This is a genomic window from Ideonella aquatica (assembly GCF_018069755.1).
Classification (GTDB): domain Bacteria; phylum Pseudomonadota; class Gammaproteobacteria; order Burkholderiales; family Burkholderiaceae_C; genus Ideonella; species Ideonella aquatica.
The window spans coordinates 69,106-90,020 of the sequence record NZ_JAGQDE010000002.1 but is presented as its reverse complement, the minus strand read 5'-3'; the positions used below and the strand labels follow the sequence as shown (position 1 = coordinate 90,020).

The following is a 20,915-nucleotide window of genomic DNA, read 5'->3' as shown; positions in this document are numbered from 1 at the left end:
GACCATCGGGGTTGATGCGGGGCGGGCCTGGCCGGGCAGGCCGGGCACGATCGACAGATCGCTCCGACCCTCAGGGGCGAGACTTGGCGTTCGCCGGGGCGATGGCCGAGGCGACGATGCGGCCCGGCGCGCTGAACCAGCGCACCATCGTCATGCCCACGGTCAGCGGCAGGTTGGGCTTCCATTCGGCCTGGTGCTCCGGAAAGGCGTCGACCAGGCCCTTCTTGTAGCTGGCGACCAGGTCGGCAATGTCGGCCTCGTCGTAGGGCGACAGATCGGCCAGCAGCAGCGCCGTGTTCGGCCCGGACTCGTCGATGCGGGAGGGCAGGGTCAGCAGGAACGGCCCGGGCGAGCTGGCCAGCCGGGCGGCCATGGCCTTGCTGAGCACCCCGCCCTGGGCGCGCCGCATCAGCGCCAGTCCCAGGTCGTCGACGTAGTCGATCAGCATCTGTTCCGGCGCCGCGCGCTCCTGCGCGCGCGTGGGAACGCAGAACACGTTGACGGTCTTGCGTTCGGCCAGCGGCACGCCGCTGGCGCCTTCGGTGTTCTTGCGCAGCGCGACCAGCAGCTGTCGGAAGCGTTTCGCCACCTCGTCGTTGCGCTTGGCATCGAAGCCCGAGACCAGCACATAGGTGTAGGCGCCGAAGTTTGGCGGCTCGTCGCCGATCGACTGGAACACCGCCAGCGCATGGCTGCGCACGTCGGGCGCCGGGGCCGGCGCCGGCGCCGGGTAGGCCATCGCCGGGGCCGGTGGCGCTGCGCCCGCGGCACGGGGCGGCGGCATGCCCGCCTGGGCGGCGGCCAGCCGCCAGGCCTGCTGCGCCTCGCGCTCGGCCTGGTCTGCCGCCTCCAGCACGGGCGCCAGCGCGTCCTGGGTGCGGCGGCTGTCGGCCAGCACCTCGGCCCCGGCGGGCTCGACCCAGGGCTGCGCCCGTTGCAGCACCGTCTTCAGCGTGGCGGCCTCGGCGTGCTCGGCCGCCAGCAGGCCGCCCAGGCGGGCTTGGACCTGGGCCTGATCGGCACGCAGGCTGGTCCAGGCCGCGCGGGTGCGGGTCAGGCGCTGGGACAGCTCGGCCAGGTCGGCCCGGAACGACGGGCAGCGGCCACGCGGGCAGCCGCTGGCGGGCGTGCGGGCGAGCAGGGCCAGCATGGCGTAGGCATCGGTCTGCGTCGCCAGCGTGCCCTGGAGCCTGACGCGCTCTGAAGCCAGCTGACGCAGGCGATCCAGCACCGACGCATCGGCTGTCGCGGCGGGTGGCGGCCCAGGCGGCAGGGCCTCGGCCAGGCGGCGCAGCGCGGCATCGCCGGACCGCTCGGGCCGGACCAGCGGCGGCAGTGGCATGTCGGGTTGGACAGGCAGGGCCGCCACGGCGTCCAGCCGGACCGCGGTGTCAGCGCCCGCGTCGATCAGCGCGCTGGCCAGCGCCGCCAGGGCGTCGAGCCGCCGGCGCTGGGTCTCTGCCGTCCCCTGCGCCCGCCACACCTGGCTGCGGCAGCTGGACAGCCGGGTCTGGAGGCCGGCCAGCGCCTGGCGCAGATCCCGCTCAGCGGCCCGGCGCGCCTGCGTCGCCTGCTCGGCGCCCGACAGTGCCGGACGCAGCCGGGCGCCGCTGGCGTGCACCACCGCGTCGGCCGCGGCATCCGCCTTCGCCCGGGCGACGTCGGCGGCCTGCAACGCAGCCTCGAGCGACTCAACCGACGCACCCGCCTCGCCCAGACAATCCTGGGCGTCCTGCAGCGCACGGGCCAGCGCCACGTCGGCCTCCTGGGCGTCCTGCCACTGCGCGCCCACCTGGCGGGCGAGGTCGGCCTGTCGCTGCGCGGCGTCGTCCGCCCGGCGGACGGTGGCGCGCTGCTCACGGGCGCGCTGCCAGCGTTCACGCGCGGCCTGCTCGGCCATCCGCGCCGGCGACAGCGCTATCGGTGCATCCGGCGCATCCGGCTCGGCCGCGGCCACCGGCACCGCCACGCCCAGCAGCACCGCCAGGGCCGCGGCGCCCATCATCGCGGCCACCACCGGGCGCGTCATGACGCCTGCCCAGCCGCTGACGCGGCGGCTTGTCGCCTCGCAGCCAGCCAGCCCCACAGCCCGTAGACCATCGCCGCCGCCACCAGACCGCACAGGCCGGCTGCGGTCCAGGGCGCGGCGTCGTCGCCTTCCATGCGCAGCGGCATCACGCGGCGCAGGAACTGCGACACCCCCACCGCCACCGCCATGCCGCCGGCGCCGGACACCGCCAGGCGTGTGGCCAGCCGCTGCACGCGCTGCGGTGGAAACAGCGGCGGACCGCGACGAGGACGCACCGGCAGTGGCGGGCCACCCATCGCGGCCTGCACCGCCGGCGAGGCGGCGACGCCGGCCAGCAGGCGCTGCGCCGCGTCGGCGTCCTCGGTCCCCACCAGGTCAATGTAGGCCAGCGGCCCGAGCAGGCCCTTGGGCACGCAGTCGACCACGCGCACCGGGATCAGCCGTCCGGCGGCATTGGTGGTGTCACCGGCCAGCGCGCTGGACCACTCGGCCTCGCAGTGCTTGGAGTCCTGGTAGGCCGGCGACAGCAGGGCCACCGTGGCCGGCGCGTCCAGGATGGCCTGGTTCATCGCGGTGACGAAATTGCCACCGCTGCGGAAGTCGCGGTGCTGGTAGCGCACCGAGTACCCGGCCGCCTCCAGCTGCCACACCACCCACTGCGCCCAGTGCAGGTCGCTTTGGGTGTAGCTGACGAACAGGGGTTTCATGGGCGGATGGTCGTGGGGCGGCGGCGATCGATCTTCGCCCAGGTGGCGGCGGCTGTCGACCACCGCCGTGGCCCTGTGGCGCCACTGTGGCGCTCGGGCATCGGCCAGCGGCTCCATGTCGGTTGTCACCGTTCAGGCGTCGGGCCAGGTCCTGCATCGCGCCGATGCGGCCCGGGCGCGGCGCGGCGGATGCGACCTGGCCGGCACGATCGTCAGTCTGCCGGACAGGGGCGTTGCCCGCGTTCCCGCTCAGCGATCGCTGCGCTGCGCCAGCGCCAGCAGCTTACCCACCGTGGCCCAGTTGCGCGTGGTCACGGCCTGGCCCGCGCGGCCCAGCAGCGCCTCGGCGGCACGGCTGTCCAGCAGGCCGCCGGCGCAGTGCAGATAGGCGGCCTGCGTGCCGATGTGCCAGGCCTCGTCCGGCGCGACCAGCGGGTCAACCGCGTGCAGCGCGGCCAGGTCGGCCTGGTCGGCGGTGAACACCACCACCAGGCGCGCGGGATCGGGCGGCTCGGGCCAGGGCATGCCGGCGGCGATGGCAAGGCCGTCGGCCAGCGTCTTCACCACCACCGGCACGTCGAAACCGAGCCGCTGCCGAAGCGCCGCGGCGATCCGCGGCGCCAGCGTGGCCGGCCTGGCGCGGGGCCAGTCGGCCACCGCGTTGCCACTGTTGAGCAGCGTGGCCACCCGCTCGCCACCCAGTTCGCCCAGCAGCGTTCGCAGCTCGGCCATCGGCACCCGCTTGACGGGGCCGACATTCACGCCGCGCAGCAGCACCAGGCAGGTGGTCATCGCGCGAGTGTCGCACCGGCGACGCGTGCTCGCCCCAATGGCGCCGCGCTGGCCACGGCCCTAGCCTGAGGGGATGACGAGCGCCCAACTCACCCGCTTCCAGCACTGGCTGCAGACCACGCGCGGCCTGGCGTTTCCCAGCTACGACGCGCTGTGGCAGTGGTCGGTCGACGACCTGCCCGGCTTCTGGCAGGCGATCTGGACCTACTTCGACCTCCAGTCGCCGACACCGCACACCGCGGTGCTGGCCGATGCGCGCATGCCCGGTGCGCGCTGGTTTCCGGGGGCGCAGGTCAACTACGCGCAGCAGGTGCTGCGCCACACCGACAGCGCGCACGCAGCAGGCCATCCGGCCATCGTCTGGACCGACGAGGCGGGTCTGGCCGCCGGTCAGGTGCACGCGCTGAGCTGGCCCGAGCTGCGCCGGCAGGTGGGCGCGCTGGCCGCGTCGCTGACGCATCTGGGCGTCGGGCCCGGCGACCGGGTCGTGGCCTTCCTGCCCAACCGGCCCGAGACCGCCGTCGCCTTTCTGGCCTGCGCCAGCATCGGCGCGATCTGGTCGGTCTGCTCGCCCGACATGGGCCCGGTGGCGGTGCTCGACCGCTTCCGCCAGATCGAGCCGGCGGTGCTGATCGCCACCGACGGCTACACCTTCGGTGGCGTCGCCCATGACCGCCGCGCTGTGGTGGCCGAGCTGGTGGCGGCGCTGCCGACGCTGCAGCACGTCGTGCAGATCCCGCTGCAGGGCCAGTCGTTGGACCTGCCCACAACCAGCACCGCGGCGCTGCACGACTGGGTAATGCTGATTGCTGGCAACGAGACGCTCGCACCCGCCTGGCTGCCCTTCGACCATCCGCTGTGGGTGGTGTATTCCAGCGGCACCACCGGCCTGCCCAAGCCGATCGTGCACGGCCATGGCGGCATCGTGCTGGAGGCGCTGAAGCTGGGCGTGCTGCACAACGACATCGGCCCCAGCGCCGAGACCGGTGACCGCTTCCACTGGTACAGCTCGACCGGCTGGATCATGTGGAACTGCCAGGTGGCCGGCCTGCTGGGCGGCACGACTGTCTGCCTGTTCGACGGCTCGCCCGGTGGGCCGCACGGCGCGCCGGACTGGTCCACGCTGTGGCGCTTCGCGGCGCTGGCCCGCTGCAGCTTCTTCGGCGCTGGCGCGGCCTTCTACGCCAGCTGCGCCAAGGCGGGCGCGCAGCCGCAGCAGCAAGCCGATCTGTCGGCGCTGCGCGCGGTGGGCTCGACCGGCTCACCGCTGTCGGAAGACGGCTACCGCTGGATCTGGCAGGCGCTGCCGCAGGTGGATGGACGCGACATCTGGATCGCCTGCATCAGCGGCGGCACTGACTTTGCCGGCGCCTTCATCGCCGGCGCGCCCACGCTGCCCGTGACCGCCGGCGAGATGCAGTGCCGCTGCCTGGGCGCGCGCGTGGAGGCCTGGAGCGAGCCTGGCCCCGATGGCCGCGGCCGTGCGCTGATCGACGAGGTGGGCGAGCTGGTCTGCACCGCACCGATGCCCTCGATGCCGCTGCAGCTGTGGAACGATACCGACGGCCAGCGCCTGCACGACAGCTACTTCGACATGTACCCCGGCGTCTGGCGCCACGGCGACTGGATCCGGCTGGTGCCGCACGCCGATGCAGGGGCCACCGGCGCCATCATCTACGGCCGCAGCGACGCCACCATCAACCGCCACGGCGTGCGCATGGGCACGGCCGAGCTGTACCGCGCGGTGGAAGCCCTGCCCGAGGTGCTCGACAGCCTGGTGGTCGACCTCGAGTACCTGGGCCGCGAGTCCTTCATGCCGCTGTTCGTGGTGCTGCGCGAGGGCGCGGTGCTGGACGACGCCTTGCAGGCCCGCCTGAAGGCCACGATCCGCGAGGCGCTGTCGCCGCGCCATGTGCCCAACGTGGTGCTGCAGGTGCCGGCCATCCCGCGCACGCTGTCGGGCAAGAAGATGGAGCTGCCGGTCAAGAAGCTGCTGCTGGGCGCCGATCCGGCCAAGGTGATGAACCGCGACGCGATGGCGAATGCCGCCGCGGTGGACTGGTTCGTCGACTACGCCGCGCGGCGCAGCGCAGGCTGATCAGCCGCCCGCCACCACCCGCACCGACGCGGGCTCAGGGAGGGGCTCCGAATCAAAGCGCTCGGCGCCGCAGTAGCACAGGAAGTGCTTGTTGGCGGCGCGGCCGAAGAGGGTCATGCCCAGGCGCGTGGCCAGCTCGTGGCCCATGTGGGTGACGCCGTTGCGCGAGACGACGATGGGCACGCCCATGTGCGCGGCCTTCATCACCATCTCGCTGGTCAGGCGGCCGGTGGTGTAGAACACCTTGTCGGCGCCGTCCACGCCATGCAGCCACATCCAGCCGGCGATGGTGTCGATCGCGTTGTGGCGGCCCACGTCTTCCACGAAACACAGCAACTCGGTGCCGCGGAACAGCGCGCAGCCGTGCACCGAGCCCGCCTTGCGGTGGATGCTGTCCTGCTGGCGGATGACCTCCAGCAGGCCCGCCAGCGTGCCCTGGCGGATGCGGGCCAGCTCGGGCCCGGGCAGGCGCAGCGCGCCCACCTGGTCCATCAGATCGCCGAACACTGTGCCCTGGCCGCAGCCGGTGGTCACCACGCGGCGCGCGGTGCGCTGCTCGATGTCGGCGATGCCTTCGCGGGTGCGCACCGCGGCGGCGCCCACGTCCCAGTCCACGGTGATCGACTCCACCGCCGCCAGGTCGGGCACCAGGCGCTGGTTGCGCAGGTAGCCCAGCACCAGCATCTCGGGCGAGGCGCCCAGCGTCATCAGCGTGACGATCTCGCGCTTGTCGACGAACACCGTCAGCGGCCGCTCGGCCGGGATGTGGATGCGTCGACGCGCGCCGTACTCGTCAAGGATCTCGATCTCGCGCAGCATCGGCGCGCGCGCATCCGTCATGCGCGGCGTCAGGGCCGGGTCGGCGATCGGGCGGACGGACGGAGGCATGACCGTCAATGGTCGCGAAGCGGCGATCAGCCCTTCTTCGCCGGGGCCGATGCCGGCGCGGGCGCGGCCACCGCGGTGGACGCAGCCCCCGAGGCCGGTGCGGGCGGCGTGTAGACGAAGGGGCCGGGGTCGGCGCAGGCGGGCGTCTCGACCACGGTGCCGGCGTCCTTGCCGTTCTTCTTGGCCGCGGCGCGGTAGCCGGCGGCGACCTTGTCCTGCGACTGGCACAGCTTGTAGGCGTCGACCTTGCCGGTCCAGGCGGTCTTGGCGGCCGCCTCGGCGGCCTTGGCCTTGGCCTCGTCGCTGGGCGGCGGCAGCTTGGCGAAGGCGGTGGTGGCCAGCGCCAGCGCGGCCAGGGCAGTCAGGGTGTGGGTCTTCATGAAATGGGTCTCCTGCCGCTCAGGACTGGGTGCGCGGGGCGCCGGGAAGGGGTTGGGCCGAGCGCTGGGCCGGGATCTTGCCGGCCTTGACGTCGTCGTACCAGAGCTCGTGGTGCTCCTTGGCCCAGCCTTCGTCCACGTAGCCGGTCTTCATCGCACCCAGTGCGCCCTTGACGCCCAGCGTGCCCATGTAGATGTGGCCGGCGATCAGCGCCATCATGCCGATGGCCGCCACCGCATGGATCATGTGCGCGATCTGCATCTCGCTGCGCACCTCGCCAAAGCCGGGCACCAGCTTGTCGAGCACCAGGCCCGAGGCCACCACCACCAGGCCGGGGATGGTCACGCCCCACCAGAACATGCCCTTCTCGCCGGCATTGAAGCGGTGCGAGGGCACTTCCTTGTCGCCCAGCATGCCGCCCAGGCGCGACAGCCAGACGAAATCGGCCGCGTTGGCGATGTTGTCCTTGATGAAGGTGACGATGACGATCACCAGCGACACCGCGAACAGCGGGCCGACGAAGTTGTGCAGCGTCTTGAGCAGCCAGGTCAGGTAGCCGAACAGCGCCGAGCCGATCACCGGCATCAGCACGAACTTGCCGAAGGCCATGGTCAGGCCGGAGATCGCCAGCACCACGAAGGCGCCGGCATTGGTCCAGTGCGCGGCCCGCTCCAGCGGCGTGAAGCGCTCGATCTTGCGGCCGGTGTCGGGCACATGGCCGCCCAGCGTGCCCTTGCGCCAGTAGAAGATGCCGATGGCCAGCGCGACGATCAGCAGCAGCGAACCGCCGTAGGGGATGATCCAGCGGTTGCGCACCTCGCGCCAGGCCTCGCCGGCGTTGCCCTGGGCGACGATGTAGTCGGCCTGCGGCTGGATCAGCACGCCCTTCTCGGCGCCGGGCAGCGTGCTCAGGCCGCCCTGCTCCTTGACGGCGCGCCACATCGGCGCGTTGTTGCCGGGCTGCACCTGGGCGCGGCGGGCATTGCTGTCGTCGGGCAGCGGCGTGGCGGCCGCGGCCGGCGCCGAGGCCGCCGGGGCCTGCGCCTGGGCGGCACCGGCCGCCAGCAGCGCACCCAGCAGCAGGGCTCGAAGCAGCGCGGTCATGGCGTCTTGGGCGCTGCCGGCGAGCGCGTGTACTCGTTCTGACCCTGCTGGGCGCGGGCGCGGAGCTGGTTGTTCCAGCCGGTCTCGTCGCCCTGGGTCCAGCCCGCGGCGGCGTAGCCGTTGTCGGTGCCGGTGGCGGCCTTGGTGTCGGCCTTCTTGCGCGGGCCTTCACCGGTCTGCGGGCGTTCGCCGCAGGCCGAGACCAGCAGGGCCAGCGCGCTCAGCGCGATCAGGCGGGTGGCGCGCATCTCAGGCTCCTTCCTTCTTGGCCGGCTGACCCGGTTGGCCGTAGGCGGTGGTCCAGCCCCAGACCTCGGCGCCCTTGCCACGCACCAGCACGCGCTGGCGGAAGATGTCGGCCACCACGTCGCCGTCGCCGGCGAGCAGGGCCTTGGTCGAGCACATCTCGGCGCAGGCCGGCAGCTTGCCTTCGGCCAGGCGGTTGCGGCCGTACTTCTCGAACTCGGCCTGGCTGCCGTTGTCCTCGGGGCCACCGGCGCAGAAGGTGCACTTGTCCATCTTGCCGCGCAGGCCGAAGGTGCCGTTGCTGGGGAACTGCGGCGCGCCGAAGGGGCAGGCGTAGCTGCAGTAGCCGCAGCCGATGCAGGTGTCCTTGTCGTGCAGCACCACACCCTCGTCGGTGCGGTAGAAGCAGTCGACCGGGCAGACGGCCATGCAGGGCGCGTCGGAGCAGTGCATGCACGCCACCGAGATCGTGCGCTCGCCGGGCACGCCGTCATTGAGCGTGACCACGCGGCGGCGGTTGACGCCCCAGGGGATATCGTGTTCCGCCTTGCAGGCGGTTGCGCACCCGTTGCACTCGATGCAACGCTCGGTGTCGCAGATGAACTTCATGCGGGCCATGGTGTGCCTTTCCGTGTGTTCTTAGGCGACGCGCTCGACCTGGCAGACCGTGGTCTTGGTCTCTTGCATCATCGTCACGCTGTCGTAGCCATAGGTGGTGGCGGTGTTGATCGCCTCGCCGCGGATCACCGGCATCGCGCCCTCGGGGTAGTACGGCGCCATGTCGACACCGCCCCAGCGGCCGGAGAAGTGGAAGGGCAGCCAGACGGTCTCGGCGTCCACCCGCTCGGTCACCAGCGCCCGCACCTTCAGGCCGGGGAAGTTGGCCACCGCGGCCATCGGCGGGGTCTTGATCCAGACCAGGTCGCCGTTGCGGATGCCGCGGTCGTTGGCCGCCTTCGGGTTGATCTCGACGAACATCTCCTGCTGCAGCTCGGCCAGCCAGGGGTTGGAGCGGGTTTCCTCGCCGCCGCCCTCGTACTCGACCAGGCGGCCGCTGGACATGATCAGCGGGAACTGCTTGCCGATGTCCTTGTTCTTCTCCTGCACCGTCTTGTAGAGGGTGGGCAGGCGCCAGAAGGCCTTCTTGTCGTCGTGCGTGGGGTACTTCGCGACCAGGTCGGGCCGGGTGCTGTACAGCGGCTCGCGGTGCTTGGGCACCGGGTCGGGGAAGTTCCAGACCACGGCGCGTGCCTTGGCGTTGCCGAAGGGATGGCAGCCGTGGTTCTTCATGGCCACGCGGATGATGCCGCCCGACGAATCGGTCTTCCAGTTCTTGCCCTCGGCGGCCTTCTGCTCGGCCTCGGAGAGCTCGCCCCACCAGCCCAGCTTCTTCAGCAGCACGTGGTCGAACTCGGGGTAGCCGGTGGTCAGGTCGCAGCCCACGCTGTGCGAGCCGTCACCGGCCAGCAGCGAGGTGCCCTCCCGCTCGACACCGAAGTTGGCGCGGAAGTTGCCGCCGCCGTCCATCACGTGCTTGGAGGTGTCGTACAGGTTGGGCGAGCCCGGGTGCTTCAGCTCGGGCGTGCCGTAGCAGGGCCAGGGCAGACCGAAGTAGTCGCCGTCCAGGCTGTAGCCGCTTTCCTTGTCGACACCGCCCTTGGCCTTGAGGGTCTTGACGTCGAACACATGCATGTTGCGCATGTGGGCCTTCAGGCGCTCGGGCGACTGGCCGGTGTAGCCAATCGTCCAGACGCACTTGTTGATCTCGCGCAGGATGGACTCGGTCTCGGGCTCCTTGCCGCCCTTGCCGTCGACCATCTTGTAGTTCTTGACCAGCTCGGCCCCGAAGCCCAGCTTCTCGGCCAGCTGGTACATGATCATGTGGTCGGTGCGCGACTCCCACAGCGGATCGATGACCTTCTCGCGCCACTGGATCGAGCGGTTCGACGCGGTGCAGGAACCGCTGGTCTCGAACTGCGTGGTGGTGGGCAGCAGGTAGACCTCGCGCTTGGGGTTGAGGTCCTCGGGCACGCCGGGCATGGCCGCCATCGCCGCGGTGGCGCTGGGGAAGGGATCGACCACGACCAGCAGGTCGAGCTTGTCCATCGCCTTCTTCATCTCCAGGCCACGGGTCTGCGAGTTGGGTGCATGGCCCCAGAAGAACAGGCCGCGCAGGTTGCTGTCCTGGTCGATCAGCTCGTTCTTCTCGAGCACGCCGTCCACCCAGCGCGAGACCGTCATGCCCGACTTGGTCATCATCGCCGGCGAGGCGTACTGCTTCTTGATCCACTCGAAGTCGACGTTCCAGGCCTTGGCGAAGTGCTTCCAGGAGCCTTCGGCCAGACCGTAGTAGCCGGGCAGCGAGTCGGGGTTGGGGCCGACGTCGGTGGCGCCCTGCACGTTGTCGTGGCCGCGGAAGATGTTGGTGCCGCCGCCGCTCTTGCCCACGTTGCCCAGCACCAACTGCAGCAGGCACGAGGCGCGCACGATCGCGTTGCCGATGGTGTGCTGGGTCTGGCCCATGCACCAGACGATGGTGCTGGGGCGGTTCTCGGCCATGGTCTTGGCCACCTGGTAGCAGGTGGCTTCATCGACACCGCAGGCCTCCTGGACCTTGTCGGGGGTCCAGACCTTCAGCGCTTCTTCCTTGACCTTGTCCATGCCCCAGACACGGTCCTCGATGTACTTCTTGTCTTCCCAGCCGTTCTTGAAGATGTGGTGCATCACCCCGAACAGGAAGGGGATGTCCGAGCCCGAGCGGATGCGCACGAACTGGTCGGAGCGGGCGGCCGTGCGGGTGTAGCGCGGATCGACGACGATGACCTTGCAGCCGTTCTCCTTGGCATGCAGCAGGTGCAGCATCGACACCGGGTGCGCCTCGGCGGCGTTGCTGCCGATGTAGAGCGCCGCCTTGGCGTTCTGCATGTCGTTGTAGGAGTTGGTCATCGCACCGTAACCCCACGTGTTGGCCACGCCGGCCACGGTGGTGGAGTGGCAGATGCGCGCCTGGTGGTCACAGTTGTTGGTGCCCCAGAAGCTGACCCACTTGCGCAGCAGGTAGGCCTGCTCGTTGTTGTGCTTGGACGAGCCCACGACGAAGATCGAGTCCGGGCCGCTGGCCTGGCGCAGCTCCTTCATCTTCTTGGCGATGCCGTCCAGCGCCTCGTCCCAGCTGATGCGCTTGTACTTGCCGTCGACCAGCTTCATCGGGTACTTCAGGCGGTACTCGCCGTGGCCGTGCTCGCGCAGCGCGGCGCCCTTGGCGCAGTGCGCGCCCAGGTTGATCGGCGAGTCGAACACCGGCTCCTGGCGCACCCAGACGCCGTTCTCCACCACAGCGTCGACCGCGCAGCCCACCGAGCAGTGGCCGCAGACGGTGCGCTTGACCTCGATTTTCTTGGCGCCGTCAGCGGCGGCGGCGCCGGCCGCCTCGGCGCGCTGCACCAGGGTCAGCTGGCTGGCTGCCAGGCCGGCGCCCACGCCCAGGCCCGAGCGGCGCAGGAAGGCGCGGCGGTCCATCGTGGGAATGGCGCGGGAGATGCCCCGGGCCAGGCTGGACACCAGCGACGACGCAGAGGCGGTCGTGCCGGCGGATTCGGATCTGCGGGTGAGCAGCATGTCGTGTCCTTGAACGCGATGGAACCCGCGCCGCGCCGGCCAGGCCGGGCGCGCAGGCAAAAAGGGCCTCAGACCCGGGTGGTCTGGTAGTAACGGCGCACGTGCTCGCTGAGGCGGTAACCCTCGCCCTCAGGCTCGGCCGGCTTGGCGGCCACCGGGGTGGCTGCCGGCTGGGCCAGCGGCAGCGCCGCGGCGGCGGCGGCCAGCGCACCGGCGGTGCCGGCACCTGCAAACAGCGTCCGGCGCGACACCGCAGCCGGTTTGGTCTTGTCCTTGTCCATGAAAGTCCCTTCGACGCTTGGCGCTATGCACACAGTTGCATGGGTGTACCACATGAGAACTCAGTGCTAACCCTTTGACCATCCGCAGCAGCCCGGATGTGATCAGCCATTTTGGCGCCCGGTCTGCGACAACTTGTCGCACCCGGGCCGTGCCACCCACGGTGTACCTCAACCCGGCGCCGCGCCCGGCCCACCGCTCCTAGAATGCGCGCGCCGTGACCCTGACCACACCGATTTCGCCCGAGGAGCGTTGGCCGCTCGCCACCGTCCTGGTGGTCGATGACGAGCCGGGCATGCGCAGTTTCCTGCAAAAGACGCTGGCGCCCCGGGTGGGCCAGGTGCTGGTGGCCGCCAACGCCGACGAGGCGGACGAGCTCACCCGCCGCCACCGCATCGACCTGGTGGTGCTGGACATCGCCATGCCCGGCCGCGACGGCATCACCTGGCTCAAGAGCCTGCGCGCCGAAGGCCACGGCTGCGAGGCGGTGCTGATCACCGCCTTCGCCGACCTGGACACGGCGATCGAGGCGCTGCGCGCCGGCGCCAGCGACTTCATCCTCAAGCCCTTCCGGGTCACCCAGATCCTCAACGCGCTGCGCCAGGGCCTGGAGCGGGCCGAGCTGCGGCGGCAGAACTTCGTGCTGCGGCGCAGCCTGTCGCAGCGCACGCCGGCCGCCGGCGGCCTGGTGGGGCAGTCGCTGGCGATCCGCGGGCTGCAGGCCGCCATCCAGCGCGTGGCCGGCGTGGACAGCACGGTGCTGCTGACCGGCGAATCCGGCACCGGCAAGGAGCTGGCCGCACTGGCGCTGCACCGCCACAGCCCGCGCGCCGCCGGGCCCTTCGTGCCGGTCAACTGCGCCACGCTGTCGGCCGAGCTGATCGAGAGCGAGCTCTTCGGCCACGCCTGGCGCAGCAGCGACGGCACGCGCCAGCTGCACGACGGCCTGTTCGTCTACGCCCAGGGCGGCACGCTGTTCCTGGACGAGGTGGGCGAGCTGCCGATGGCGCTGCAGGCCACGCTGCTGCGCGCGCTGGAGGAGCGCCGCATCCGCCCGGTGGGCAGCGAGCAGGAGGTGCCGGTGGATGTGCGCATCATCGCCGCCACCCACCGCCCGCTGGCGCGCGAGGTCGAGGCCGGGCGCTTCCGCCCCGACCTGTACTACCGGCTGCAGGTGGTGGAGATCAACCTGCCGCCGCTGCGCAAGCACAAGGAAGACATCCCGGCGCTGGTGGAGCACTTCATCAACACGCTGGCGCCGCAGCTGGGCCTGCCGCCGATCGAGGTCAGCCCCGACGAGCTGGCCTTCCTGGCGCAGTACGACTGGCCCGGCAATGTGCGCGAGCTGCGCAACCTGATCGAGCGCTCGCTGATCCTGGGCGCGCTCAACGTGTCGGCGCTGTACCAGGGCCTGGCGCGCGCAGAGGCCCGCACGCCCGCGCCGCCGGCCCCGGTGGCTCCGCTGACCACCGACCTGCAGACGCTGGAGAAGAACCACATCCTGGCCGTGCTGGCCTCGGTGGGGGGCGACAAGACCCGCGCCGCGCAGTCGCTGGGCATCTCGCGGCGCACGCTGGAGCGCCGCGTCGCCGAGTGGGGCGGATGAGGTGAGGACCGCGCTGCAGGCCTGGCCGGTGCGGCGCAAGCTGCTGGCGCTGGTGCTGCTGCCGCTGTGGGCGGTGCTGCCGCTGCTGGGCGTGGCACTGCTGGTCTGGGGTAACGAGGCGCTGGATCGGCTGCTGGTGGCCAAGGTGCGCTCCGACCTGGCGGTGGCCGACGGCTACTTCGAGCGCATGCTGGCCGAGGTGGGCGCCAGCACCAATGCCTTGGCCGAGTCGCGCGTGCTGGCCGAGGGCCTGGCGCGGCGCGACGACACCGCGCTGGTGCAGCTGCTGGGCCAGCTGCAGCGGCGCGAGCGCCTGGACCTGCTGGTCTGGCGCGACGCCCACGGCCGCAGCCCGCAGCCCGGCGCCGACACCCTGCCGCGCCTGCCCCCGCCCGCCGCCGGTCGCCCGCGCGCCAGCGTCGAGCGCCTGGCGCCCGAGGCCCAGGCCGCCCTGCCCGCCGCGCTGCGCGAGCGCATCCCGGTGCCCCTGCTGCCCACGCAGAACGCCGCGCCCACCGACCGCCGCACCGAAGACCGCGCGCTGATGGCCATGGCCGTGGCCGAGGTGCGCGCCGCCGACGGCCGGCTGCTGGGCCAGCTGCAATCGGGCGTGCTGCTCAACCGCAACCTGGCCTTCATCGACCAGCTCAATGAAGTGGTCTACCCCGCCGGCTCGCTGCCCTGGGGCAGCCAGGGCACGGCCACGCTGTTCCTGGACGATGTGCGCATCAGCACCAATGTGCGGCTGTTCGGCGGCGAGGCGCACGAGCGGGCCATTGGCACCCGCGTGTCGGGCTCGGTGCGCGAGCGCGTGCTGGGCCAGGGAGAGACCTGGCTGGACCGCGCCTTCGTCGTCAGCGACTGGTATGTCTCGGGCTACCGGCCGCTGATCGACCACGCCGGCCAGCGCGTGGGCATGCTCTACGTGGGCTTTCTGGAGCGCCCCTTCGGCTGGCTGAAGTACGCCGCGCTGGCGATGATCGGCTCGATCTGCTTTGGCGTGATGATCCCCGCCGGCCTGCTGGCCTGGCGCTGGGCACGCGGCGTGGTGGCGCCGCTGGAGCGCATGAGCGCCACCATGCAGCGCCAGGAGGGGGGCGACAGCGCCGCGCGCGTGGGCCCGGTGGCGCGCACCGATGAGATCGGCCAGCTCGCCGCCCACTTCGACCACCTGCTCGACACCCTGGCCGGCCAGACCCAGGCGCTGCAGCGCTGGAACGCCGAACTGGACGCCAAGGTGGCCGAGCGCGGCCGCGAGCTGGAAGCCGCGCAGGCCCAGCTGCTGCGCGCCGAGAAGCTGGCCGCGGTGGGCCAGCTCACCGCCAGCATCGCCCACGAGGTGAACAACCCGATCGCGGTGATCCAGGGCAACCTCGACCTGATGCGCGAGCTGCTGGGCCCGGCCGCCGCGCCGGTGCGCGAGGAGCTGGCGCTGATCGACAGCCAGATCGAGCGCATGCGCCTAATCGTCACCCAGCTGCTGCAGTTCGCCCGCCCGGGCGAGTACGCCGGCTATGTGGAGAAACTTGATCCGCGGCGCGTGCTGGATGACTGCCTGGTGCTGGTGGCCCACCTGCTGGCGCGCCAGCACATCCGCATCGAGCGCGAGGACCGCGCCACCGGCCTGGCCGCGATCAACCGCCAGGAGCTGCAGCAGGTGCTGGTCAACCTGCTGGTCAATGCGGTGCAGGCCATGCCCGAGGGCGGCACGCTGACGCTGCGCACCGACGACTGGCCCGAGGGCCCCGGCGTGGTGATCAGCGTGGCCGACACCGGCGAGGGCCTGCCGCCGGACATGCTCACGCGCCTGTTCCAGCCCTTCGTCACCCGCAAGCCCGACGGCACCGGCCTGGGCCTGTGGATCAGCCGCAGCCTGGTGGAACGCTACGGCGGCGAGCTGCGTGCCGCCAACGTGCCCGGCCCCAGTGCCGAACTGAGCGGCGGCGCCGAGTTCAGCGTCTGGCTGCGCAGCGCACTCACAGAGGACTGAACCGAGGCTGGGTCACGCCGTCCACCGTGATGTCTTCGAAGAACATCGCGTGCGGCCGCACCCACCAGCCGGTGGCGTTGTACAGCGGGCGGTAGACCACCAGCGGCTGCAGTGTCTCGGAGTGGCGGGCCACGCCGATCACCTCGTACTCGCCGCCCTTGTAGTGGCGGTAGCGGCCCAGCGGGGTGGCGGGCAGCGGGGGCAGGTCGTCGTCCATGGCGGGTGGGGGGTCGCAAAGCCGCGCATCGTACGCGGACTCTGCGCCGGCGCAACATACCCGTCACCGTATTTGATAAGCTCCGGGTTATCCCTGAAATTCGCCTCACACCATGTCCGCCATCCCCGACTACCACCAGCTCACCGCCGCCGTCTCCGCCAACCTGCAACCGCTGCGCAAGGACGTGGCGCCGGTGATGAAGGCCTTCTCCGAACTGGGCAAGGCCGCGCTCACCCCCGGCGCGCTGGACGAGAAGACCAAGGAGCTGATCGCGCTGGGCATCTCGGTGGCGGCGCGCTGTGACGACTGCATCGGCTTTCATGTGCGCACCCTGGCCCGCCTGGGCGCCAGCACCGCCGAGATCGAGGAAACCCTGGGCGTGGCCATCTACATGGGCGGCGGCCCGTCGGCCATGTACGCGGCCCATGTGATGGCCGCCTGGCAACAGTTCAGCGCGCCCGCCACCACCTGATTCCCCAGGGCTTTCCCGCGGCGACAGTTTGTCGGGGCCCGGGCGGCTAGACTGCCCCGCCATGCCAGACACCCCGCCGCCCGAGATCGCCCGCACGCTGACGCTGCGCGTTGCGGTGACGATGCGCCGCGAGCGCGCGCCCAACGCCTGGGAAGACTGGCGCCACACGCCGCACGACGTGGCCTTGGATGACGGCACGCTGGGCCACACCCCGCGCACGCTGCGCGACGACGGCCGCGAGCGGCTGACCTTGCACCCCGGCCTGCCGCTGCTGCTGCACGCCGACGAGGGCGAGGGCTACCACCTCAACCTCAGCAGCGGCGCGCCGGTGTGGTTCGTCATGTGGCGCGGCGCCGAGGACGACCCGTCCGAGGCCGCACCCGAATTCGTCACGCTGTCCTACAACGAGGCCGGCCGCCTGCTCGACGCGCAGGAGCGCGTGGACAACGTGCCGCTGCCCGCCGAGCTGGTGCAGATGCTGCAGGCCTTCACCAGCGCGCACTACCGCCCCGAGCCCAAGCAGCGCCGCCGCCCGGCGTCGTTCCAGCGCCCGGGCGACCGGCGCTGAGCCGCCATGGCCGACACCGACGACGGCTTCCTGTCGCGCTGGTCGCGCCGCAAGGCGCTGGCCCGCGAGGGCGTGGCGCTGCCCGAGCCGCCTCCCCCCGTACCGCCGCTGCCCGCCCCGGCACCCCTGGTGCCAGTGGTCGAAGCGCCCCCGCTGGCCGAGCCGCCCGCCGCGCCACCCCCACCCCCGCCGCCCACACTGGACGACGTGGCCACCCTCACCCCCGAGGCCGACTTCAGCCGCTTCGTCGCCCCCGAGGTCACGCCCGAAGTGCGCAACGCCGCGCTGAAAAAACTCTTCGCCGACCCGCACTACAACGTGATGGACGGCCTGGACATCTACATCGACGACTACGGTCGCCCCGACCCGCTGCCCGCCGGCATGCTGCGCCAGATGGTGCAGTCGGCCGCGCTGGGCCTGTTCGCCGACGAGCCGGCCGCCGCGCCGCCGCCCGCCGCCCCCTCCCTGACCGCGCCGGCGCCCGCCCCCGCCGCGCCCCCCGACCATGAAGACCCTGATCTGCGACTGCAACCGGACGATGCCGCTGGACGCCCCGGCCCTGAGCCGGGCGCTGCAGACGAGCCCGAGCGCCCGCGCTGACGGCCTGGAGACCCTGCACCACACGCTGTGCCGCCGCGAGGCGGCCGCCTTCCAGCGCGCCGCGCGCGACGAGGGCGAGACCCTCATCGTGGCCTGCACGCAGGAGCAGCGCCTGTTCGCAGAACTGGCCGACGCCACCGAAGGCGCGCCCTCGCCCGCCGAGCGGCCGATCCGCTTCGTCAACCTGCGCGAGCGCGGCGGCTGGTCGAAGGACGCTGGCCAGGCCACGCCCAAGCTGGCCGCGCTGCTGGCGCTGGCCCAGCTGCCCGACCCGGCGCCGGTGCCGCAGGTCAGCTACCGCAGCGCCGGCCGCACGCTGGTGATCGGCCCGGCCGAGGCCGCGGTGGCCGCCGCGGAAGTGCTGGCCGCCACGCTGGACGTGACCGTGCTGGTCAGCGCGCCCGGCGCGCTGCCGCAACACCGCGCCTTTGCCACCCACGCCGGCCGCCTGACGCGCCTGAGCGGCTGGCTGGGCGCCTTCCACGCCGAGTGGGTGCAGGACAACCCGATCGACCTGGAGCTGTGCACCCGCTGCAACGCCTGCATCGCCGCCTGCCCCGAGGGCGCGATCGATTTCTCGTACCAGGTGGACCTGTCGCGCTGCACCAGCCACCGCGACTGCGTGCGCGCCTGCGAGGCCGCCGGTGCGATCGACTTCCAGCGCGACCCGCTCGCCATGGCCGAGCGCTTCGACCTGGTGCTGGACCTGCGCGCCACGCCCGCCTTCAGCCAGCACCAGCCGCCGCAGGGCTACTGGCACGCCGGCACCGATGAGCGCCGCCTGGCCAGCGCGCTGCGCGAGCTGCCCGCGATGGTGGGCACCTTCGACAAGCCCACCTTCTTTCGCTACCAGCAGCGCCTGTGCGCCCACACCCGCAACGAGCGCACCGGCTGCAGCGCCTGCATCGATGTGTGCTCCACCTCGGCCATCCGCAGTGATGCGTCGCTGAAGGGCAAGGCGCCGGGGCAGACCGGCGGCATCATCGTCGAGCCGCACCTGTGCGCCGGCTGTGGCGCCTGCACCACCGTCTGCCCCAGCGGCGCGCTGAGCTTCCAGACCCCCGGCCCGGCCGACCAGGGCCAGCGCCTGCGCACCCTGCTGGGCACCTACGCCAGCGCCGGCGGCCGCGACGCCGCGCTGCTGCTGCACAGCGAAGGCGCCGGCGCCCGCTGGCTGGACGAGCTGGGCCGCGCCGCCCGCGTGGACCCGCAGATCCACGGCCTGCCCGCGCGTGTGCTGCCGCTGCCGCTGTGGCACAGCGCCAGCACCGGCGTGGACCTGTGGCTGTCGGCCATCGCCCACGGCGCCAGCCAGGTCTGGGTGCTGCTGACCGACGAGGAAGCGCCCGAGTACCGCACCGCGCTGCAGGAACAGATGGACGTGGCCCAGGCCGTGCTGAACGGCCTGGGCTACACCGGCACCCACCTGCGCCTGCTGCAGGTGCGTGACGCCCGCGACCTGGCCGCGCTGGACAGCGCGCTGCAGGCCCCGCCCGCGCAGACCGTGCGCGAGCGCGCCCGCTTCGGCCTGATGGCCGACAAGCGCACCACGCTGGACGCCGCGCTGGACCACCTGCTGGCCCAGGCCCCCGCCGCCGTGCCCGAGGCCATCGCCCTGCCCGCCGCCGGCAGCCCCTGGGGCACGCTGGCCGTGGACAACCAGCGCTGCACGCTGTGCCTGGCCTGCGTGGGCGCCTGCCCGTCGGGCGCGCTGAAGGACAACCCCGACGCGCCGCAGCTGCGCTTCACCGAATCGGCCTGCGTGCAATGCGGCCTGTGCGCCGGCACCTGCCCCGAACAGGCCATCACGCTGCAGCCGCGCCTGTGGCTGGCCGACGCCGGCCGCGCCCGCCGCCAGCCGCGCGTGCTCAACCAGGCCCAGCCCTTCGCCTGCGTGCGCTGCGGCAAGCCCTTCGGCACGCTGCAGGCGATTGAGGCCATGATCACCCGCCTGGGCGCCCACCCGGCCTTCCAGGGCGCCGCCGCCGAGCGCCTGAAAATGTGCAGCGACTGCCGCGTCATCGACCTGCACAGCCACCCGAACGAACAACGGATCACCGACCGATGAGCCCCACCGACCAGCCGATCGCCATTGCCGGCAGCCCCGACGCCGAAGAGGTGGCGCGCGCCGAGCTCTACGGCCTGCTGGCCCGCCTGTGGCTGGCCCCGCCCGATGAGGCCCTGCTGCGCGAATTTGCCGTGGCGGTGACCGAGGCGCCGCAGGAAGGCGGCTTCCTGGAGACCCCCTGGCAGGACCTGGTGGGCGCGCTGCGCGGCGTGAACGTGGCGCAGGCCACCGAGGCCTTTGACGCGCTGTTCGGCGGCGTGGGCAAGCCCGAGGTCTTCGTCTACGGCAGCTTCTACCAGGCCGGCTTCCTGAACGAGACCCCGCTGGTGCGCCTGCGCGAGGACCTGGCCCGCCTGGGCCTGGCCCGCACCACCGACACCACCGAGACCGAGGACCACATCGCCTACGGCTTCGAGGTGATGCGCTACCTGATCGGCGGCGACGACGCCGCGGTGTGCAACCTCGAGCAGCAGCGCCGCTTCTTCCGCAGCCACCTGCAGCCCTGGGTGGCGCAGCTGTGCGACACCGTGCAGGCTCACCCCAGCGCCGGCTGGCTGGCCGCGCTGGCCGGCATGACCCGCGCCTTCATCGAGGTCGAGACCCAGGCCTTCGACATGGTGGAGTGAAGACATGAGCACCATTGCCCCCGAGGACATCACCGGCCTGATCCTGGCCGGCGGCCGCGGCAGCCGCATGGGCGGCGTCGACAAGGGCCTGCAGAACCACCGCGGCCTGCCGCTGGCCATGCACGCGCTGCTGCGCCTGCAGCCGCAGGTGGGCGCGGTGCTGATCAACGCCAACCGCAACCTGTCGGCCTATGAATCCATGGGCGCCGAGGTCTGGCCCGACGCCGTGCCCGACTACCCCGGCCCGCTGGCCGGCTTCTTGGCCGGCCTGGAGCACTGCGACACGCCCTGGCTGCTGACCGTGCCCTGCGACACGCCCCATTTCCCCACCGACCTGGCCGCCCGCCTGGCCCAGGCCGCCCACGCCGCCGACGCCGAGGTGGCCATGGCCGCCACCCGCGACCCCGACGGCGCGCTGCAGCGCCAACCCGTCTTCTGCCTGCTGCGCGCCAGCCTGCTGGAAAGCCTGGTGCAGTTCATCCAGAGCGGCCAGCGCAAGATCGACCGCTGGACCGACCAGCACCGGCATGTGGAGGTGGTGTTCGAGGACGCCGCGGCGTTTGACAACGCCAACACGCCGGAAGAGCTGCGGCGGCTGCAGGGCTGACCCACCGCCGGCCGCGCGC

Annotated in this window: 20 protein-coding genes; 9 read left to right on the top strand and 11 right to left on the bottom strand. The window is 72.1% G+C overall.

Going from position 1 to position 20,915, the window contains the following annotated elements:
* Nucleotides 1–70: 70 nt before the first annotated feature.
* From KAK06_RS02565 to KAK06_RS02555, 3 genes are all read right to left on the bottom strand, one after another.
* On the bottom strand, nucleotides 71–2,029 hold the full coding sequence (locus KAK06_RS02565) for a hypothetical protein (protein ID WP_210800237.1): 1,959 nt from the start codon (nucleotides 2,027–2,029) through the stop codon (nucleotides 71–73).
* Nucleotides 2,026–2,736 carry a toll/interleukin-1 receptor domain-containing protein gene (locus KAK06_RS02560; RefSeq protein WP_210800236.1) on the bottom strand — a complete coding sequence of 237 codons (711 nt, stop codon included), beginning with the start codon at nucleotides 2,734–2,736 and terminating at the stop codon, nucleotides 2,026–2,028. The genes KAK06_RS02565 and KAK06_RS02560 overlap by 4 nt, the downstream gene beginning before the upstream one ends.
* 249 nt (nucleotides 2,737–2,985) lie before the next feature.
* Nucleotides 2,986–3,528 carry a DUF1697 domain-containing protein gene (locus tag KAK06_RS02555; protein WP_210800235.1) on the bottom strand — a complete coding sequence of 181 codons (543 nt, stop codon included), beginning with the start codon at nucleotides 3,526–3,528 and terminating at the stop codon, nucleotides 2,986–2,988.
* 73 nt (nucleotides 3,529–3,601) lie between these two features.
* On the opposite strand from KAK06_RS02555, the gene KAK06_RS02550 reads away from it, so the two are divergent.
* Nucleotides 3,602–5,626 (top strand): acetoacetate--CoA ligase, encoded by a 2,025-nt coding sequence (locus KAK06_RS02550; RefSeq protein WP_210800234.1) that lies wholly within the window; start codon nucleotides 3,602–3,604, stop codon nucleotides 5,624–5,626.
* Here KAK06_RS02550 and KAK06_RS02545 read toward each other — a convergent pair whose 3' ends face one another.
* From KAK06_RS02545 to KAK06_RS02515, 7 genes are all read right to left on the bottom strand, one after another.
* Nucleotides 5,627–6,514, bottom strand: a complete 888-nt coding sequence (locus tag KAK06_RS02545) for a formate dehydrogenase accessory sulfurtransferase FdhD (RefSeq protein WP_210800233.1) — start codon at nucleotides 6,512–6,514, stop codon at nucleotides 5,627–5,629.
* Nucleotides 6,515–6,540: 26 nt separating this feature from the next.
* A complete protein-coding gene (locus tag KAK06_RS02540) occupies nucleotides 6,541–6,894 on the bottom strand; it encodes a hypothetical protein (protein WP_210800232.1) in 354 nt (117 codons plus the stop codon).
* A 19-nt stretch (nucleotides 6,895–6,913) separates the two neighbouring features.
* On the bottom strand, nucleotides 6,914–7,999 hold the full coding sequence (locus KAK06_RS02535) for a formate dehydrogenase subunit gamma (protein ID WP_210800231.1): 1,086 nt from the start codon (nucleotides 7,997–7,999) through the stop codon (nucleotides 6,914–6,916).
* Nucleotides 7,996–8,247: a hypothetical protein gene (locus KAK06_RS02530; protein WP_210800230.1), complete on the bottom strand. Its 252-nt coding sequence runs from the start codon at nucleotides 8,245–8,247 to the stop codon at nucleotides 7,996–7,998. The genes KAK06_RS02535 and KAK06_RS02530 overlap by 4 nt, the downstream gene beginning before the upstream one ends.
* Before the next feature lies 1 nt (nucleotide 8,248).
* Nucleotides 8,249–8,863 (bottom strand): formate dehydrogenase FDH3 subunit beta, encoded by a 615-nt coding sequence (fdh3B, locus tag KAK06_RS02525; RefSeq protein WP_210800229.1) that lies wholly within the window; start codon nucleotides 8,861–8,863, stop codon nucleotides 8,249–8,251.
* Between the two features lie 21 nt (nucleotides 8,864–8,884).
* Nucleotides 8,885–11,863, bottom strand: a complete 2,979-nt coding sequence (locus KAK06_RS02520; protein WP_210800228.1) for a formate dehydrogenase subunit alpha — start codon at nucleotides 11,861–11,863, stop codon at nucleotides 8,885–8,887.
* A 68-nt stretch (nucleotides 11,864–11,931) separates the two neighbouring features.
* Nucleotides 11,932–12,144, bottom strand: a complete 213-nt coding sequence (locus KAK06_RS02515; RefSeq protein WP_210800227.1) for a formate dehydrogenase — start codon at nucleotides 12,142–12,144, stop codon at nucleotides 11,932–11,934.
* 215 nt (nucleotides 12,145–12,359) lie between these two features.
* Between KAK06_RS02515 and KAK06_RS02510 the strand changes: the two genes are divergently transcribed.
* Nucleotides 12,360–13,748 carry a sigma-54-dependent transcriptional regulator gene (locus KAK06_RS02510; RefSeq protein ID WP_310741018.1) on the top strand — a complete coding sequence of 463 codons (1,389 nt, stop codon included), beginning with the start codon at nucleotides 12,360–12,362 and terminating at the stop codon, nucleotides 13,746–13,748.
* A 1-nt stretch (nucleotide 13,749) separates the two neighbouring features.
* Nucleotides 13,750–15,738: a cache domain-containing protein gene (locus KAK06_RS02505; RefSeq protein WP_210800226.1), complete on the top strand. Its 1,989-nt coding sequence runs from the start codon at nucleotides 13,750–13,752 to the stop codon at nucleotides 15,736–15,738.
* Here the strand turns inward: KAK06_RS02505 and KAK06_RS02500 are convergent.
* Nucleotides 15,725–15,955, bottom strand: coding sequence for a DUF1653 domain-containing protein (locus tag KAK06_RS02500; protein ID WP_210800225.1), 231 nt, complete (start codon nucleotides 15,953–15,955; stop codon nucleotides 15,725–15,727). The genes KAK06_RS02505 and KAK06_RS02500 overlap by 14 nt on opposite strands.
* Nucleotides 15,956–16,067: 112 nt before the next feature.
* Here KAK06_RS02500 and KAK06_RS02495 point away from each other — a divergent pair, with 112 nt between their 5' ends.
* The 6 genes from KAK06_RS02495 to mobA all read left to right on the top strand — a co-directional run bounded on the left by KAK06_RS02495 (nucleotide 16,068) and on the right by mobA (nucleotide 20,896).
* Nucleotides 16,068–16,427 carry a carboxymuconolactone decarboxylase family protein gene (locus KAK06_RS02495; RefSeq protein ID WP_210800224.1) on the top strand — a complete coding sequence of 120 codons (360 nt, stop codon included), beginning with the start codon at nucleotides 16,068–16,070 and terminating at the stop codon, nucleotides 16,425–16,427.
* A gap of 61 nt (nucleotides 16,428–16,488) precedes the next feature.
* Nucleotides 16,489–16,995 carry a DUF3305 domain-containing protein gene (locus KAK06_RS02490; RefSeq protein WP_210800223.1) on the top strand — a complete coding sequence of 169 codons (507 nt, stop codon included), beginning with the start codon at nucleotides 16,489–16,491 and terminating at the stop codon, nucleotides 16,993–16,995.
* Between the two features lie 6 nt (nucleotides 16,996–17,001).
* The gene (locus KAK06_RS02485; RefSeq protein ID WP_210800222.1) at nucleotides 17,002–17,595 is read left to right on the top strand and encodes a DUF3306 domain-containing protein; all 594 of its coding nucleotides are present in this window, start codon (nucleotides 17,002–17,004) and stop codon (nucleotides 17,593–17,595) included.
* Complete coding sequence (locus KAK06_RS02480) at nucleotides 17,501–19,663, top strand: 4Fe-4S dicluster domain-containing protein (RefSeq protein WP_247652609.1); 2,163 nt, start codon at nucleotides 17,501–17,503, stop codon at nucleotides 19,661–19,663. The genes KAK06_RS02485 and KAK06_RS02480 overlap by 95 nt, the downstream gene beginning before the upstream one ends.
* Entirely contained in the window at nucleotides 19,660–20,289 is a 630-nt protein-coding gene (locus KAK06_RS02475) for a TorD/DmsD family molecular chaperone (RefSeq protein WP_210800221.1), read from the top strand. Before KAK06_RS02480 ends, KAK06_RS02475 begins: the two co-directional genes overlap by 4 nt.
* A gap of 4 nt (nucleotides 20,290–20,293) precedes the next feature.
* Complete coding sequence (gene mobA / locus KAK06_RS02470) at nucleotides 20,294–20,896, top strand: molybdenum cofactor guanylyltransferase MobA (RefSeq protein WP_210800220.1); 603 nt, start codon at nucleotides 20,294–20,296, stop codon at nucleotides 20,894–20,896.
* Nucleotides 20,897–20,915 lie beyond the last annotated feature (19 nt).